The following is a 17,206-nucleotide window of genomic DNA, read 5'->3' as shown; positions in this document are numbered from 1 at the left end:
GAGGGGCGTTACCGCATGACCAAAACGGGGGCTTTGCAGGATTGGATCATCTGCGTGGTGGTTGAGCCGATCATCAATTGGCGCACACGGCTGTGGCCATAGGCCCCCATCACCAAGAGATCATGGGCAGCGCCACTGCTGCTGTCACTGTCACAGAGCCGCGCAAGCAGGTGCTCGGGCTCGCCCGCCTCGATCAGGATGTCTGCGCCCATTCCAGCCTCGGTCAGACGATTTTTTGCCGCCTCAAGCGCCGTAATCTGTTCGGCGCTTGGTGTTCCCGCAAAAACCAAAGTGACGGCGCGCTTTGAAAACGCGGGCAAAGTGGCGACATAATCGACTGCCTTTGTGGCAGAGACCCCACCATCAAATGCGATCAAAAGTTTTGAAATAGGGGCAAAGCTGCGATTGGCGATAAAGACGGGGCGGTGCGCGCTGCGCAAAATCCGTTCAAGGTTTGACCCCAGATGCGCCATGGCGTGGCTTGCCGCCTCGCCACGTTTACCGATCATGATCATTTCAGCCGCTTGTTCTTTGTCAGCCACTGTATCCACAAGATCCCCCTGCCGCAGGCGAGTTTCGACCTCGACCCCCTCGGCGCTGATAAGGGCGGCGGCATCCTCTAGTACAGCGCGGCCTTGCTCTTGGGCCAATTTTGCGCGGGCTTCGTCAATTTGTGACAGCTCGGCCAAAAGGCGGCTGCGCGCACCAAGGCGAATTGCGCCGCTATAATCCCCCCGATCATGCCCCGAACGGCGACCTAAGATATGATAAAGCTTGACCTTCCACGCGTTCTGCCCCGCGATCCATGCTGCGTAATGGCACAGGCTTTCGGAATAGGCCGAGGCATCCACAAGCGCCATCAGGTTTGGTTTATCGGTCATCACACAATCCCCTCAATGGCCCGTCAGCGCATCTAAAGCGCCAGGTTTGTCATGAATGGCAAGTTTATCAACGATGGTCTCTGAGGCCTCGTTTAGGCCGATGACCTCAACCTCAGCACCCTCGCGGCGGAATTTCAAAATCGCCATATCCAAGGCTGCCACGGATGAAATATCCCAGATATGGGCATGGGTCAGATCAATGGTGACACGATCCAAGGCTTCGCGGAAATCAAAGGCCTTCATAAAATCTTCGGAGGAGGCAAAGAAAAGCTGGCCTTCAATCCGATAGTTGCGATGGCGTCCATCGGCGGTGATGCTCGATGTAACGCGAAAGAGCTGCGAGATTTTCCACGCAAAGAAAATGCCAGAGAGAAGCACCCCGACCAAAACGCCAATCGCAAGGTTGTGCGTGTAAATCACAAAGAACACGGTCGCCAACATCACGATAGAGGAGGATTTGGGATGCTCGCGCAAATTGGTGATGGATGACCATGAAAATGTGCCAATCGACACCATGATCATAATCGCGACCAAGGCAGGCATCGGGATAATCGCCACAACATCGCCAAGCGAGACGCAGAGGATCAATAAGAAAATTCCCGCCACAAAGGTCGAAAGCCGTCCGCGCCCGCCTGATTTTACATTGATAATCGACTGCCCAATCATGGCGCAGCCCGCCATCCCGCCGATAAATCCCGTGGCGGAATTGGCCAGACCTTGCCCGATGCATTCTTGATTGCGATCTGACGCTGTGTCGGTCAGATCATCCACAATCTGCTGTGTCATCAGGCTTTCCAACAGGCCAACAACCGCAACGGCGAGTGAATACGGGAAAATGATCTGCAATGTTTCGAATGTCAGCGGGATATCAGGGATCAAAAATACGGGCAGCGTGTCAGGCAATTGTCCCATATCGCCCACGGTGCGCACATCCCACCCCATGAACACACATAGGGCCGTCAACACGATGATCGTGACAAGGGGCGAGGGAACAGCCCGCGTCAGACGCGGGAAAAGGTAGATGATCGTAAGCCCCGCCGCGACCAAGGGATAGGTCAAAATCGGCACATTGCGCGGGTCAAGCTCGGGCAGTTGCGCCGTGAAGATCAAGATGGCCAATGCATTCACAAATCCTGTCATGACGGATTTTGAAACAAAGCGCATCACATAGCCCAGCCGCAAAAGACCCGCCATGATTTGCAAAAAACCCGCCAAAACCGTGGCCGCCAAGAGATATTGCAGCCCGTGATCGCGCACCAATGTCACCATCAAAACGGCGGTGGCGGCAGTGGCAGCCGAAATCATGCCAGGCCGCCCGCCTGTGATTGCGCAAATCACAGCGATGGAGAAACTGGCGTAAAGGCCTACTTTGGGGTCAACACCCGCAATGATGGAAAAGGCGATTGCCTCAGGGATCAGGGCCAAGGCCACAACCAATCCTGACAAAAGATCGCCACGGATATTATGCGTCCATTCATGGCGGTAATGCGCGAGAGATATCATCAAATCTAGTCCCTTGCCGGCCTTGGAATGCCAAGGCGGGGTCATATCCGATCAGCGTGATCAAGCGTTGATTTTGGCCGCGAGGGGCCAGTGCGCCCCCTATGCTGTTCGGGCGGGTTTTAGGGGGAAAAGCCGAACTTGCCAAGCCCAGAGGGCAAAGTCGCATTTTGGCTTGAGTTCGTGATGCCCGATGCTAACGCTGCCAAAGATGCAGTATAGCCGTGCCATAAATCCTGATCCCGCCGCCTTTGCGGATGTGTTTTTGAAAAGCTTCACCGCCTCTGCAGGGGCGGAGGAGGGGGGATTTGTATCAGCACTCGCGGCTGACTTAATCAAAACTACCCCAGAAAATGACATCGCAGCCTTTATTGCCCATGAGGGCGACCTGTGCGTGGGCGCGGTCATTTTCACGCGGCTCTATTTTCCGCAGATAAGTAGAATTGTGTTCTTGCTCTCGCCAATGGCGGTATTGCCAAACCATCAGGGGCAGGGCGTGGGGCAGGGGTTGATTGCTTACGCCCTGTCACAGTTGGTGGGCGACATTGTGGTCACATATGGTGACCCTGCGTTTTACGGAAAAACGGGGTTTGCGACCATTGACCCTGCGGTTTTGCCCGCACCTTACCCGTTAAGCCAACCGCAAGGGTGGGTTGCACAATCCTTGACAAAGGCCCCGATTTTGTCGCTAGAAGGCCCCGCGACCTGTGCGCCTGCCTTGCAAAACCCCGCATATTGGTAGGCCCCACCACCAACGCGGTAATGATGTGACCCAGACCCTCACCCTCACCCACAATGCCCGCCTCAGCGTGGCGCCCATGATGGATTGGACGGATCGGCATTGTCGTTATTTCCATCGTCTGATGTCGCGTCACGCTTTGCTTTATTCCGAAATGGTGACCTCCGCTGCTTTGGTGAATGGGGAGGCTTCACGGCATTTGGCCTATGATGCGGCCGAGAATCCCGTTGCGCTGCAATTGGGAGGCTCTGATCCTGCCGAATTGGCGCAGGCGGTGAAAATTGCTGCGCCCTATGGGTATGATGAGATCAATCTCAACGTGGGGTGCCCGTCTGATCGGGTGCAATCGGGCTGTTTTGGGGCGGTTTTGATGAAAACCCCACAGCTTGTCGCAGATTGCGTGCGGGCCATGCAGGATGCTGCGACTGTCGAGGTGACGGTGAAATGCCGCATCGGGGTTGATGATCAAAACCCCGCCGAGATTTTGCCCGCATTTTTGGAACAGATGGCAGAGGCAGGGGTCAGGCGTCTGACAATTCACGCACGCAAAGCGTGGCTTGAGGGGCTAAGCCCCAAGGAAAACCGCACCATCCCGCCGCTTGATTACGCCTTGGTGCGGCGCATGAAGGAAGAATTTCCGAACCTGCTTCTATCGATCAATGGCGGTGTTGAGGATCTAGGCGCGGTCGCATCCCACCTCAGGGATGGGCTTGATGGGGTAATGGTTGGGCGCGCGGCCTATCATAGCCCCTATGTGATCTTGGGCCACGCGGATGCAGTGATTTTTCATGACCCGCGCATAGCGCTGTCGGCGCATGAGGTGGCCGATGCGATGATCCCCTATGCCGAGCGCCATATCGCGCAAGGCGGGCGGTTGCATCATGTGACGCGTCATATATTGGGACTATTTTCGGGGCAGCCTGGCGCGCGCGCATGGCGGCGCATTTTATCGACCGAGGCACAAACAGCCGATGCAAGTCCCAAGGTGATTGCGCGCGCGATGCAAATGATGAGTGAGCCTGCCTAGTTTGGCACCCGTGCCGCGCGCCCGCCACGGCGCTTGGTCAAAAGATTTGCACGGCTTGGCAGGGCCTTCATGATGTCAGCGCGTTCTTCGGGTGACTTGCGGCCCCATGTGCTGATTTCATCAATCGTGCGATAGCATCCTGTGCAAATCCGTTCGGTCGGATGAACAAGGCAGATTTTTATGCAAGGCGAAGCGATTTCTTCGCGCGACCAAACCTCATCCACCATTGCCTGCCCTGCCTCTATTCTGCGCTGCGGATGACCCGCATGCGATCTAGTGATCCTTGCAATATATAGCTTGCAGCGACCGCATCAATCACCTCGGCGCGACGTTTTCGGGACGTATCCGCCTCTAAAAGCGCCCTTTCGGCGGCCACAGTGGATAATCTTTCATCCCAAAACGCGGCAGGCAAATGCGACAGACCCTCAAATCGGCCAATATTGCGCAAAAAAGCGCGGGTTGATTGGGCGCGCGGGCCTTCGCTGCCATCCATATTGCGGGGCAGGCCAAGGATCAGGCCGCGAATATCGCGTGCCGCCACCAGTTTCGCCAATTCGGCGGCGTCTTGGGTGAATTTCTCGCGCCTGATTGTGACCAAAGGGGTTGCAACGCTTTGGAACAAATCACTGATGGCAATGCCAATGGTTTTGGTGCCAAAATCCAAACCCAAAATCGCGGCGGGCGGCGCTGTGGCCGCGGCAAAGTCGTGAAGGTCGACAAAACCCTCGGTCATTGGGACAGGCCTGCCTCGGCAGTGTTCAGCACTGTCGCAGCGCCGTCTTGGCCCGCAAAATTTGCGCGCGCCTCAGCCAGAATCGTGCGCGCTTCATCAAGGCGGCCCAAAACACCCAAGGCCGTAATCAGCTGTGCATATTCTTCAACAGTGCCACCCTCATTGGCCAAACGGGCCGATAAATTGCCAACCATGCCCTCAATCATTGCAGCGCGATCTTCGGCGCTCATTTGAGCTGCGGTTTCCATTTGCGCAGCATCGGGGCCGCGAAGAGGGGCGTCTTCACGGCGGGGTTGAGGCAGGTCATCCACATTGATGGGATCACCCGCAAGGAAGGCTACTTCTTCAATCTGCAAACGGATGGGTTCAAGCCATGGTGCATCAGACGTGCTTTCGGCCAAAAGAGTGCGCCAGATTGTATAGGCCAGATCAGGGCGGCCCCCTTGGGCATACATGAGGCCCATGTAATAGCGCGCGGTTCCATTGCGTGGCTCTTGCGCGATGGTCTCGGTCAACACGGCTTCAGCCTCGGGCGAAACATACCCGCCCGCCGCCAAAATCATCATTTCCGCCAGATTGGCCCTTGCGGCCACGCCCTCTGGGCTTTCTGGGGCAAGCAGGCCGACAAGCTGTTCTTGCGCGGCCACGGCAGCTTCGAAATTGCCAAGGCGCAACTCGTTTTCCGCCAAGAGGCGCCACCCTATTGGGTCATCGCGCCGCTCCGTCATAATCGCGCGCAGACGTTCAACCAAGGCCTCAAGTTCTGGGTTTTCGGGGATGGCAGGGCGGGCCGACACCGAAGCCTCGGCCACCGCCTCGGCCTGTGAGGGGCGGGTGGCGCGATTTTCTTCGACCCGTTCAATGCGGGTTGTAATCGGCATATCTGGATAATTGGGCACCCCCAATTGCGCATAGACCAAAACCGCAAAAGCCAGCGTTGCGACTAAACCCACAGGGATCAGAACCTTGCCATTGGTTAGGCCCGTTCCCGCCTCTTGGGCCGCTTGCAGGGCGCGGTCTGCCTCAATCAGGCGGCGCGAAACTTCGGCGCGCGCGCGTTCTGCATCTTGCGGCGATAGCACGCCACGCGCTTCATCGCGCTCAAGTTCCTGCAATTGGTCGCGATAGACCTGCACATCATAGGCTTCGGTTGGGGTTGTCTCGGATACGCCGCGCAGAAAAGCACGCAGCAAAATCAAGATAGCTGCCACAGAAATTGCAGCAGTTGTGATCCAGAAAACCATCAAGCCTATTCTCCTGCGAAATGTCGTCTTGGCCCAGATGTAAGCCCTTGGCCCGCAGATCAAAAGGATAATCGTGACACAAAGCCGCGACCATCTTGCGCAGGCCCGCAAAGCACGGCAAGAAATGCAGGAATTGCGTTTTGCATCTGGTCGTTTTTGCGCGCAAATATGCCGCCCGCAGTATCCTTTTGCGTCCCGAACAGGGCCAAACAGGGGCAAGTTTTCAGGAGTGTCTTTCGCCATGCGCCACTATTCTGTCTTTGCCATCGTCAAAGAGGCATTGGGATATCACCAAGGTTGGGAACGCGCGTGGCGTAACCCAACACCAAAGGCCCAGTATGACGCGATCATCATTGGCGCAGGCGGCCATGGTTTGGCTACGGCCTATTACTTGGGTAAGAATTTTGGCATCACCAATTTGGCCGTGATTGAAAAGGGCTGGCTTGGCGGCGGGAACACGGGGCGCAATACCACGATCATTCGCTCGAACTATCTCCAAGATCCGTCTGCCGCGATCTATGAGAAATCGCGCAGCCTTTATGAAACCCTGAGCCAAGATTTGAACTATAACATCATGTTCAGCCCGCGCGGCGTGATCATGTTGGCGCAGACCGAGCATGAAAAGCGCGGCTATTTGCGCACGGCACACGCAAATTCGCTGCAGGGCGTTGAGACACGCTTCATCACCCCGCGCGAGGTCAAAGAACTTTGCCCGATCATCCATCTTGAGGGGCCGCGTTATCCTGTCTTGGGTGGTTTGTGGCAGGCGCGCGGCGGCACAGCGCGTCACGATGCGGTGGCATGGGGCTATGCGCGAGCCTGTTCCGCGATGGGGATGGACATCATCCAACAATGCGAGGTCACAGCCATCCACCGCGAAAATGGCGCAGTCAGCGCAATTGAAACCACCAAAGGTCGGATTGGCTGTAACAAATTGGGCATCGTGGTGGCGGGTCATTCCAGCCATGTGGCCGATATGGCAGGCTTCCGTCTGCCTATTGAATCGGTTGCGCTGCAGGCGCTTGTATCCGAACCTATTAAACCCTGCATGGATGTGGTGGTTATGGCCAACACGGTGCATGGCTATATGAGCCAATCTGACAAGGGCGAGATGGTCATTGGCGGCGGCGCGGATGGCTATAACAACTACACGCAGCGCGGCTCTTTCCAGCATATTGAGGAGACGGTGCGCGCCTTGGTCGAGACATTCCCGATGATTTCGCGCCTTAAGATGCTGCGCCAATGGGGGGGGATTGTCGATATGACGGGGGATCGTTCCCCGATTATCTCGAAAACCCCTGTTGAAAATTGCTTTATCAACTGCGGTTGGGGCACGGGCGGGTTCAAGGCTATCCCCGGATCAGGTTGGGCGATGGCGGAACTTATGGCCAAAGGGCATTCACCTTTGGCCGATGAGTTTGGCCTGAACCGCTTCCGCGAGGGTCGCTTCATTGATGAAAGCGTGGCCGCAGGGGTGGCGCATTGATGCCTGCCTTGATGTTTAAGATTTACCAAAGCGAGGTTCAGCTATGCTGCTTTTGACCTGCCCTTATTGCGGTGTCTCCGCCGATGAGACTGAACTTTCCCCAGGCGGTGAGGCGCATCTTAAACGCTTTGGCCCTGGATCCTCGGATGAGGATTTTGAAGGTTATTTGTTCATGCGGCACAACCAAAAGGGCGTGCATTTTGAACGCTGGCGGCACACATATGGCTGTGGCAAATGGTTCTTGGCGGCGCGCTGCACCGCAACCCTAGAGGTGTTTGGAACCTATAGCGCACAAACGCCCGAACCCCCCAAAGAGATTATCGCAAAGATACAGGCAAAACGCCCTGATTGGAGCCTGACATGAGCCATCGTTTGCCTCAAGGCGGCCGTCTGATCGACAAGGCCCGCACGGTTTCTTTTGAATTTAACGGCCAAAAAATGCGCGGGCTTGCGGGGGATACGCTGGCCTCTGCGCTTTTGGCGGAAGACCAGATGTTGGTGGGCCGCTCGTTCAAATATCACCGCCCGCGCGGTATTGTGGCCTCGGGCGCGGAAGAACCAAACGCGCTTGTCGGTTTGGGCCGTGATGCGCGGTTTGAGCCAAACCAACGCGTGACCACTACCGAATTGTTCGAGGGGCTTGAGGCGCAAAGCCAAAACCACTGGCCAAGCCTTGAGAACGATATCGGCGTGGTGAATAACTACCTCGCGCGGTTTTTACCTGCGGGCTTTTATTACAAGACATTCATCCACCCGCGCCCGTTTTGGAAGCATGTGTTTGAACCCATCATCCGCCAATCCGCGGGTTTGGGCAAAGCGCCCAAAGATCGCGATGCAGATCGTTACGAGCATTTCTACGCCCATGTTGATCTTCTGATCATTGGCGGTGGGATTGCAGGGCTTCAGGCTGCGTTGGACGCAGGCAAGCAAGGCAAGCGGGTGCTTTTGGTTGAGCAAACCGCCCATTGGGGTGGCCGCGCGCCTGTCGATGGGATCGAATTGGGCGGTAAATCTGCGGATGACTGGATCACCGCAACATTGGCCGCCCTTGGCAAGATGAAGAATGTCACCTTGCGCAGCCGCACTATGGGGGCAGGGGTCTATGATCACGGCTATGCCTTGGCCTATGAGCGCGTGACGGATCATGCGCCGAGCGTTGATGCCCCACGTCATCGGTTGTGGCGCATTCGCGCCGCACGCATCATCACTGCGACAGGTGCAATCGAGCGCCCGCTGTCTTTTGCAGGCAATGATATTCCGGGCGTGATGTTGGCGAGCGCCTTGCGCGATTACATCGTCAATTACGGTGTGGCTGCCGGCAAGCGTATCGTGATTGCCACCAATAATGATGATGGCTATCGCAGTGCTTTGGTCGCCAAAGAGGCGGGTCTTGAGGTTGTCGCCATTATCGATCCACGCCCTGCTGCGACCGGCGATTTGATTGAAGCCGCCCGTTCTGCGGGGATTGCGATCAAGCAGGGGATGGCCGTTGCGGAGGCGCAAGGGGGCAAGCGCGTCACTGGCGTAAAAATCTGCGCGCAAGACAGTGATGGCAGCACGGGCAAGGTCATCGCCTGTGATGCGGTCGGCATGTCGGGCGGATGGTCGCCTGTGGTGCATCTGTGGTCACATTGCGGTGGCAAGCTGATTTGGGATGAGGCGCAGGCCTGTTTCCGCCCCGATCCTACACGCCCGCCGCTCAGCCATGATGGCGAAGGGTTTGTTTTTGTGGCAGGGGCGGCAGACGGGCATTCCACTGCAGCAGCCTCGATGAAATCCGCGCAGGCGGCTGTTGCTGCCGCCACAGGTCAAGCGGTGAAATCGCGCCTGCCCAAAGTGGTCGAGCCTGAATTGGGGGCCTTGGCCCCGATTTGGATCATGCCCGCCCGCGCGCCCATTCAGAAACGCGCAAAAATGTGGTTGGATTTCCAAAACGATGTGAAAGTGTCTGACGTTCAGTTGGCCGCGCGCGAGGGCTATGAAAGCGTTGAGCATACCAAACGCTACACCACCTTGGGAATGGCAACCGATCAAGGAAAGCTCAGCAATATCAATGGCCTTGCGGTGCTTGCTGATGCGCTTCAGGCGCAAATCCCTGCTGTGGGAACCACCACATTCCGCCCACCCTATACGCCCATCTCCATGGGGGCCATCGCAGGAGAGGCGCGTGGCGCGGTTTTCCAACCGCTGCGCCGCACCCCGATCTTTGACTGGCACGTAGAACATGGCGCTGATTTTGAGCCCGTGGGTCAATGGAGGCGCCCGTATAGCTATCTACGGGCGGGGGAAGATCGCCACGCAGCTGTGACCCGCGAGATCAATGCCACCCGCGGCTCACTTGGTCTGCTTGATGCATCTACCTTGGGCAAGATCATCGTCAAAGGGCCTGATGCGGGGCGGTTCATGGATATGCTCTACACCAATATGATGAGCACCCTGAAACCGGGTCGCTGCCGTTATGGTCTTATGTGCAATGAGAACGGCTTTTTGATGGATGACGGCGTTGTGGCGCGTCTCGATGAAGAGACGTTCCTCGTGCATACCACCACAGGCGGGGCTGATCACATCCACGCCCACATGGAAGATTGGCTGCAATGCGAATGGTGGGACTTTAAGGTATACACGGCCAATGTGACCGAAAGATGGGCACAGGTGGCCGTGGTTGGCCCTAATGCGCGCAAGCTGTTGGAAAAGCTCGGCTCTGACACGGATTTGTCGGCAGAAGCACTGCCCTTTATGGCGTGGACAGATGCGAAAATCGGCGGGTTTGAGGCGCGGGTGTTCCGCATTTCCTTCTCGGGTGAACTGTCCTTTGAAATCGCTGTTCCTGCAAGTCAGGGATTGGATTTCTGGAAAAGCCTGATTGAGGCGGGCGCAGAATGGAACATCACCCCCTATGGCACCGAAGGGCTGCATGTCATGCGGGCAGAAAAGGGCTTTATCATGATCGGGGATGAAACTGATGGCACTGTAATCCCACAGGATTTGGGCCTTGATTGGGCGATTTCCAAAAAGAAAGAGGATTATTTGGGCAAACGCGCACAGGCGCGGAGTTTCATGGATAATCCTGATCGGTGGAAATTGGTCGGTCTTGAGACGCTGGATGGTGGGGTTCTGCCAGATGGTGCCTATGTGATCCGCGCATGCAAAAACGCCAATGGTCAGAACAATGTCCAAGGGCGGGTGACATCGACCTATTATTCACCAACCCTGAAACGCGGGATCGCGATGGCGCTGATCCATAATGGCCCTGATCGCATAGGCGAGGTGGTGAATCTCACCGATGGTAAGGGTGGTCAGATCAAGGCACGGATTTGTTCGACCATCTTCTTTGATCCCGAGGGGGAGAAGCAAAATGTCTGATCTCAGCACCCTAACACCTTATGTCAGCGTCAGCGAACTGCCACTGCAAGGGATGATCACCTTGCGTGCAGATCTGTCCCAGAAAACTGTGGCGACAGCGGTCAAGGCCATCACGGGCCTTGCCATGCCCGCCCCGCGCGCAATCCTTGAGAAGGGCGCCTATGGGGTCGCATGGATGTCACATGACGAGGTGATGATCCTCTGCCCCTATGCGGAATGCGCTGCCCATGTCGCCAGTTTGGACAAGAAATTGGCCAAGCTGCATCATTTGGCGCTCGATATGTCCGATGCGCGCGCGGTGTTTGAGATCACCGCACCCACAGCGGGCGCATTGCGCGATTGTTTGGCCAAACTGATGCCCGCGGATTTTCATCCCGACAGTTTTGGGGTTGGTGAATTGCGCCGCAGTCGCGTGGCACAGGCGGCAGCCGCAGTTTGGTTGACCGATCCAAAGACAGCGCGGCTTTTTGCGTTTCGTTCGGTCAAACAATATGTCCATGACCTGCTCCGCGTCTCTGGCGCAAAAGGCGGCGAGGTGGGGTATTTCTGATCTGCCCCCCTTGACCTTTGGGGGCTATGCCCCCCATCTGTGGTCTAGAAATTGAAACCGCGAGACGAGGGGATAAACCCATGGCTTTTACACTTCCTGACCTGCCCTATGCCCATGATGCGCTTGCCGCAAAGGGGATGTCGGCCGAGACATTGGAATTTCACCACGACCTGCACCACAAGGCCTATGTCGATAATGGCAATAAGCTGATTGCAGGAACCGAATGGGAAGGCAAATCTGTTGAAGAAATCATCACAGGCACCTATCAGGCAGGCGCTGTGGCCCAAAACGGCATCTTCAACAATGCAAGCCAGCATTGGAACCATGTGCAGTTCTGGGAAATGATGGGACCAGGTTCGTCGGCCATGCCATCGGAATTGGAAAAGGCACTGGTTGATAGTTTTGGCTCGGTTGATCAGTTCAAGGCTGATTTCGCCGCCGCAGGCGCTGGTCAGTTTGGTGCGGGCTGGTGCTGGTTGGTGCAGGACAAAGATGGCGGCCTTAAGGTTACCAAGACCGAAAACGGCGTGAACCCGCTCTGCTTTGGTCAAACGGCCCTGTTGGGCTGCGATGTGTGGGAGCATTCCTATTACATCGACTACCGCAACAAGCGCCCTGCCTATTTGGACAATTTCCTGAACAACCTCGTGAATTGGGAAAACGTGGCCTCTCGGATGGGCTAAGCCCTTTGAAGGCAGCGTTCATTGAACCAATAACCCCTCGCGAAAGCGGGGGGTTTTTTCTTTTCCCGTCAGATTTAATGCAAAGGTGGGCATCGATCGCAAATGCCCCCCCTTGACCTCCCCCGTAATCCCCCCTCACATGTGATCATAATCACAGAACCGAAGGCGATGCTTCATGACAGAGGCCACCAAAGGCGTTTTGGCGATGGTGGGGGCCTGCGTGATTTGGGGCTTCTCCGCGCTTTATTATAAATTACTGTCGGACATTACTTCCTCAGAAGTCCTTGCGCACCGCACGATATGGTCAGCTGTTTGCTTTGTTATAGTTTTATCAATCCAGTCCCGTCTTGGCGAATTGCGCGTCGTGCTTTCTAACAAACGTTCGTTATCTCAAGTATTTGCTGCTGCAGTTTTGGTTTCAACAAATTGGTATTTTTTTATCGTTTCGGTAAATCTTGGCCATCTGATGCAAAGTTCGCTCGGTTTTTATATATTTCCGCTGGTGGCCGTAGCGCTTGGGGCATTCATTTTAAAAGAGCCGTTTACGAGATCAAAGAAGATCGCTGTATTGTTGGCGGGACTTGCGGTGGTACAACTAACCTTAGGCTTGGGTGTCGCGCCCTGGATTTCATTGATTTTAGCATTCAGCTTCGGTTTTTATGGCTTAATCAAACGTCACGTAATTGCTGGACCCGTAGTTTCGGTGACCGCAGAGGTATCACTACTGATGCCACTCGCTATGGCATACCTTGCATGGCTCTATTCTACCAAAAGTGGCTTTTCTCCCGACCTTACAGAATTGATTTTATTGATACTGTCAGGGCCGCTGACGGCTATACCGATGATACTTTTTTCTTATGCTTCGAAACGTACTGCATTATCGACAATCGGATTAGTGCAATATCTTAATCCCACAATACAATTCAGCGTGGCTGTTCTCATTTTTGGCGAAGCTATGACGCTTTGGCATACAATTACGTTTCTAATGATCTGGTCAGGACTCGCTATCTATTCGGTAGGGGCTATGCGCCCTCACGCAGCGCGATAGGCAGAGAGCCGCGCCAATGTGTCGGCAGGCGTATCTACCGTTTCAACAAAGCCCAACAGGCTGGCATCGGCAAAGCCGTCTGTGACCATATGGTGCAACAGATGGGTCAGCCTGTCCCAATAGCCTGCGGTGTTCATGAGGATAATGGGCTTATCATGGAGTCCCAATTGCCGCCATGTCAGCACTTCAAAAAACTCGTCCAAGCTACCAGCGCCGCCTGGCATCATCACGACCGCATCGCAATTCATGAACATCACCTTTTTGCGCTCATGCATTGTCTCGGTGATGACAAAACGCGTCAGGTCGCGTTTGCCGACCTCGCGGGCCATCAGATGGGTTGGGATGACCCCGAATGTGTCACCACCTGCTTCTTGCGCGGCGCGGGCGATATGCCCCATAAGCCCAACATCACCAGCCCCGTAAACAAGGCGCATTCCCGCCTTTGCAATCCCAAGGCCTAAGTCGCGCGCGGCCTTTGCATAAAGGGGATTTGCCCCGTCCCGCGCGCCACAAAAGACACAAACTGAAAAATCGCGCATCGGGCCTATCCTTTGGTTTTTGCATATTTGGTCGGTTCTGTGATAGCCGCGTTCGACAAAGGGCTCAACTGTTGCGGCGATGTTAGTGTGGCGCAGTTTTGTGACAGATAGGTTTCGCAACATCTTGCGGATGGTGCTAAGCGTGGTGCAATATGTGCGCAAGCCCTTCGGATTGGGGATAAATATTTACGCTCGCAATGCGGTGCGGTCATGAAGGTAGAAAATATGGCAAACGGGTCAAAAGTTGCGGGTGGCTTGTCGGGGCTTGGGATGGGCATCATCGCTCTTGCAATCGCCGCTTTGGGTTATTTGGGCTGGCAAGTGGTGAACGAAGACCGCGCTGGTGAGGAGGCCGTAGCAGAGGCGCCTGCCGCGGCAGATGACGCCACAAACGGCACGGCAGCGCCAGAGCCCGCAGTAGAAGTGGCATCGGAAGAAATCAGTACAGAGGTCGTAGAGGAAACAGCTGCTTCTGAAACCGCAGTAGAAGCGGCTGCGGAAGTAGTCACCTCTGAGGTCACAGAAGAAACCACTGCTGCTGAAACCGCGAGCGATGAAACCACTGCGCCCGAAACACCTTCTACGGCGCAGGAGGCGGCTGATGTGGCTGAGGCCGTGGTCACGACCGCGCCTGTTTTGGATGTTATCCGTGTCTCGCCCGATGGCATGACCGTGATCGCCGGCAGCGCGATGCCTAATGCCGAGATTTATCTTTTGCTGGATGGGGTAGATAGCGCGGATGCTACTGCGGATCGAGCCGGCAATTTCGTGCTTTTGTCCAAACTTGCCCCTTCGGACAGTCCGCGTCTTTTGTCGGTTGAAGCGACCGATGAGACAGGTGCGCGGGTGGCTGCAGCACAAACCTTGGTCGTGGCCCCAATTGCCGCGCCTGTGACTGTTGCAGAGGCCACAGACGAGGCGGAAACAGTGACCCAAAGCACCACAACGCCCATCGTTCTGCAATCAGACGGGCAGGAGGTTTCGCTAGTGCAAGGTGGCAGCACCGATGGCGCGGCCCTCAGCATTGACACGGTCAGCTATTCCAGTGCGGGGGATGTTCAAATTGCGGGGCGTGCCGATAGCGGCGCTGCTTTGCGGGTTTACCTCAACAACGCGCTTGTGGCTGAGGTGACAGGCGCCGAAGATGGCACATGGCGCGCCGATGTCGCCAATGTTGCCGCAGGTGCTTATGATCTGCGCATAGATCAACTGGCCGCGGATGGCACAGTGATCGCGCGGTCTGAAACCAGCTTTATCCGCGAGGCTGCGGCTGAGATTGCGGATGCCGCAGGTGGCGCGCAAAACGCCATTCGTGTGGTGACAGTTGAACGTGGCTTTACGCTATGGGGAATTGCCGAAAATATGCTAGGGTCTGGCTTTGACTATGTTCAGATTTTCAATGCCAACCGCGACCAAATTCGGGATCCCGATCTGATTTATCCGGGTCAGGTCTTCACCATCCCTGCGCAATAGGTCGCGGGGGTAGGGGCGGGATCGCTCAAGCGGGGCTCTGGTCATCAGCGCCCCGCTTCTTTACGTTTGGGTCACCTGACCAAATCCGAGTCTCCAAATAATGACCGCACCACATACAAACGGGCCAGCGATTGATCCTGAAAGTCGCGCCTCTAGCATGATCACCTTGCGCAAGGTGGGGCCCTATCTCTGGCCCAAAGAGATGCCATGGGTAAAATATCGGGTTGTCTTTGCCCTTGCCGCCTTGGTGGTTGCCAAATTGGTCGCGGTTGCGGGGCCTTTTGCCTATAAGGCCGCCGTGGATGCGCTTGGGGGCGATGCCCCAAGCCCTGCTTGGGCTCTTGGCCTTGGGGCGGTTGGCCTGACAGTGGCCTATGGGGTCGCGCGCGCGGGAAATGTTGGCTTTCAACAATTGCGCGATGTGATTTTTGCCCGTGTCGGGCAGCGCGCCTTGCGCATGATTGCGATTGAAACTTTCCGCCATATCCACGCCTTATCGATGCGGTTTCACATCACGCGGCGCACAGGCGGGCTAAGCCGCATTATCGAGCGCGGGGTCAAGGGCGTAGATTTTCTTTTGCGGTTTTTGCTGTTCTCAATCGGGCCGCTGATCCTTGAATTACTTCTGACGGGGATCATCCTCGCCACGGTGTTTGACATCAGCTATTTGGCGGTTCTGATTGTCACCATTGCCCTCTATGTTTGGTTTACCTTTAAGGTGACAGAATGGCGCGTCAAAATTCGCCGCCAAATGAATGATCAGGACACCGATGCCAATCAAAAGGCGGTCGATAGTCTTTTGAATTTTGAAACCGTGAAATATTTCAACGCTGAAGAGCGTGAGGCACAGCGTTATGACCGCGCGATGGCGGGCTATGAAGAGGCGGCGATCAAGACCAATTACTCGCTCGGGTTTCTAAACTTCGGCCAATCATTGATCATCACCACGGGTCTTGTGATTGTGATGATCATGGCGGCCCATGGGGTTGAGCGGGGCGATTTGACTGTGGGCGATTTCGTCATGGTCAACGCGTTTATGATCCAAATCACCATGCCATTGAATTTCTTGGGCACAGTCTATCGCGAAATTCGACAGGCTTTGGTTGATATGGGCGAATTATTCACGTTGCTTGAGCAGCCCGCCGATGTGCATGATGCCGCTGATGCGCAAGAGCTGAAGGTGAGCCTTGGCAAAGTGGAATTCCGCGCCATTGATTTTTCCTATGAAAGCACGCGCGCGATTTTGCACGGAGTGGATTTCACCCTAGAGGCGGGTCAAAGCGTGGCACTGGTTGGGCCGTCTGGGTCGGGAAAATCCACCATTGGGCGCTTATTGTTCCGCTTTTACGATCCCCAAAAAGGCCAGATTGTGATTGACGGGCAAGATGTCGCCAAGGTGACGCAAAGCTCGCTGCATGATGCCATTGGCGTGGTGCCGCAGGACACGGTTTTGTTCAATGATACGATTTTCTACAACATCGCCTATGGCCGTCCCAATGCCACCCGTGCCGAGGTTGAGGCCGCCGCAAAATCCGCTAAAATCCATGATTTCATCGAAAGCCTGCCCGAAGGCTATGAGACAATCGTGGGGGAGAGAGGCTTAAAGCTCTCTGGTGGTGAAAAGCAGCGCGTGGGGATTGCGCGCACCTTGTTGAAAGATCCCCCCATTCTTTTGCTCGATGAGGCGACATCGGCGCTTGATACGGAAACCGAGCGCGAGATTCAGGGCCAATTGCGCGCGCTTGGTCAAGGGCGCAGCGTGATCATGATCGCGCATCGCCTTTCGACTGTGGTGGATGCAGATTTGGTCATGGTGCTTGAAAAAGGCGTTGTTGTGGAACGGGGCCGTCACGAAGATTTGGTTGCAGCAGGTGGCCGCTATGCGGCCATGTGGGCGCGGCAGATGAGTGAACAGGAACGCGCGCCCCAATAAGGGGCGC

The 17,206-nt window shown here is 55.7% G+C and carries 16 protein-coding genes; 10 read left to right on the top strand and 6 right to left on the bottom strand.

Annotation, left to right across the window (positions count from 1 at the left end; genetic code table 11):
- Positions 1-8: 8 nt before the first annotated feature.
- Both AAC632_RS09715 and AAC632_RS09710 read right to left on the bottom strand, forming a co-directional pair.
- The gene (locus AAC632_RS09715) at positions 9-881 is read right to left on the bottom strand and encodes a universal stress protein (RefSeq protein ID WP_340296542.1); all 873 of its coding nucleotides are present in this window, start codon (positions 879-881) and stop codon (positions 9-11) included.
- 12 nt (positions 882-893) lie between these two features.
- Positions 894-2,384: a SulP family inorganic anion transporter gene (locus AAC632_RS09710; RefSeq protein ID WP_340296544.1), complete on the bottom strand. Its 1,491-nt coding sequence runs from the start codon at positions 2,382-2,384 to the stop codon at positions 894-896.
- A gap of 208 nt (positions 2,385-2,592) precedes the next feature.
- Here AAC632_RS09710 and AAC632_RS09705 point away from each other — a divergent pair, with 208 nt between their 5' ends.
- Both AAC632_RS09705 and dusA read left to right on the top strand, forming a co-directional pair.
- Positions 2,593-3,123 carry a GNAT family N-acetyltransferase gene (locus AAC632_RS09705; RefSeq protein WP_340296546.1) on the top strand — a complete coding sequence of 177 codons (531 nt, stop codon included), beginning with the start codon at positions 2,593-2,595 and terminating at the stop codon, positions 3,121-3,123.
- 25 nt (positions 3,124-3,148) lie between these two features.
- Entirely contained in the window at positions 3,149-4,147 is a 999-nt protein-coding gene (gene dusA / locus AAC632_RS09700; protein WP_340296548.1) for a tRNA dihydrouridine(20/20a) synthase DusA, read from the top strand.
- Here the strand turns inward: dusA and AAC632_RS09695 are convergent.
- From AAC632_RS09695 to ccmI, 3 genes are read right to left on the bottom strand one after another with little or no spacing between them, the layout of a single operon-like run.
- A complete protein-coding gene (locus AAC632_RS09695; RefSeq protein ID WP_340296550.1) occupies positions 4,144-4,374 on the bottom strand; it encodes a DUF1289 domain-containing protein in 231 nt (76 codons plus the stop codon). The genes dusA and AAC632_RS09695 overlap by 4 nt on opposite strands.
- Positions 4,375-4,388: 14 nt before the next feature.
- Positions 4,389-4,880 (bottom strand): Holliday junction resolvase RuvX, encoded by a 492-nt coding sequence (gene ruvX / locus AAC632_RS09690; RefSeq protein WP_340296552.1) that lies wholly within the window; start codon positions 4,878-4,880, stop codon positions 4,389-4,391.
- Complete coding sequence (gene ccmI / locus AAC632_RS09685; protein ID WP_340299912.1) at positions 4,877-6,367, bottom strand: c-type cytochrome biogenesis protein CcmI; 1,491 nt, start codon at positions 6,365-6,367, stop codon at positions 4,877-4,879. The genes ruvX and ccmI overlap by 4 nt, the downstream gene beginning before the upstream one ends.
- Between ccmI and AAC632_RS09680 the strand changes: the two genes are divergently transcribed.
- The 6 genes from AAC632_RS09680 (at position 6,366) to rarD (ending at position 13,254) form a co-directional block, all read left to right on the top strand.
- A complete protein-coding gene (locus AAC632_RS09680; protein WP_340251119.1) occupies positions 6,366-7,610 on the top strand; it encodes a sarcosine oxidase subunit beta family protein in 1,245 nt (414 codons plus the stop codon). The genes ccmI and AAC632_RS09680 overlap by 2 nt on opposite strands.
- A gap of 43 nt (positions 7,611-7,653) precedes the next feature.
- The gene (locus AAC632_RS09675; RefSeq protein ID WP_317654691.1) at positions 7,654-7,974 is read left to right on the top strand and encodes a sarcosine oxidase subunit delta; all 321 of its coding nucleotides are present in this window, start codon (positions 7,654-7,656) and stop codon (positions 7,972-7,974) included.
- Positions 7,971-10,973, top strand: coding sequence for a sarcosine oxidase subunit alpha family protein (locus AAC632_RS09670; protein WP_340296556.1), 3,003 nt, complete (start codon positions 7,971-7,973; stop codon positions 10,971-10,973). Before AAC632_RS09675 ends, AAC632_RS09670 begins: the two co-directional genes overlap by 4 nt.
- Positions 10,966-11,523, top strand: a complete 558-nt coding sequence (locus tag AAC632_RS09665) for a sarcosine oxidase subunit gamma (protein ID WP_340296558.1) — start codon at positions 10,966-10,968, stop codon at positions 11,521-11,523. Before AAC632_RS09670 ends, AAC632_RS09665 begins: the two co-directional genes overlap by 8 nt.
- Positions 11,524-11,603: 80 nt before the next feature.
- Complete coding sequence (locus AAC632_RS09660; protein ID WP_340251125.1) at positions 11,604-12,206, top strand: superoxide dismutase; 603 nt, start codon at positions 11,604-11,606, stop codon at positions 12,204-12,206.
- Positions 12,207-12,381: 175 nt separating this feature from the next.
- Complete coding sequence (rarD, locus tag AAC632_RS09655) at positions 12,382-13,254, top strand: EamA family transporter RarD (RefSeq protein WP_340296560.1); 873 nt, start codon at positions 12,382-12,384, stop codon at positions 13,252-13,254.
- On the opposite strand, the gene AAC632_RS09650 is transcribed toward rarD, so the two are convergent.
- Positions 13,239-13,793: an LOG family protein gene (locus AAC632_RS09650; protein WP_340251129.1), complete on the bottom strand. Its 555-nt coding sequence runs from the start codon at positions 13,791-13,793 to the stop codon at positions 13,239-13,241. The two genes, rarD and AAC632_RS09650, sit on opposite strands and share 16 nt — an antisense overlap.
- A gap of 210 nt (positions 13,794-14,003) precedes the next feature.
- Between AAC632_RS09650 and AAC632_RS09645 the strand changes: the two genes are divergently transcribed.
- Entirely contained in the window at positions 14,004-15,266 is a 1,263-nt protein-coding gene (locus tag AAC632_RS09645; protein WP_340299911.1) for a LysM peptidoglycan-binding domain-containing protein, read from the top strand.
- 157 nt (positions 15,267-15,423) lie between these two features.
- Positions 15,424-17,199 carry an ABCB family ABC transporter ATP-binding protein/permease gene (locus AAC632_RS09640; RefSeq protein WP_340298731.1) on the top strand — a complete coding sequence of 592 codons (1,776 nt, stop codon included), beginning with the start codon at positions 15,424-15,426 and terminating at the stop codon, positions 17,197-17,199.
- The last annotated feature ends 7 nt before the right edge of the window (positions 17,200-17,206 follow it).

This window comes from Roseobacter sp. HKCC-CH-9351 (assembly GCF_037830295.1).
Classification (GTDB): Bacteria; Pseudomonadota; Alphaproteobacteria; order Rhodobacterales; family Rhodobacteraceae; genus M30B80.
The sequence above is the reverse complement of the archived record's forward strand: the minus strand, read 5'-3'. Positions and strand labels throughout refer to the sequence as shown.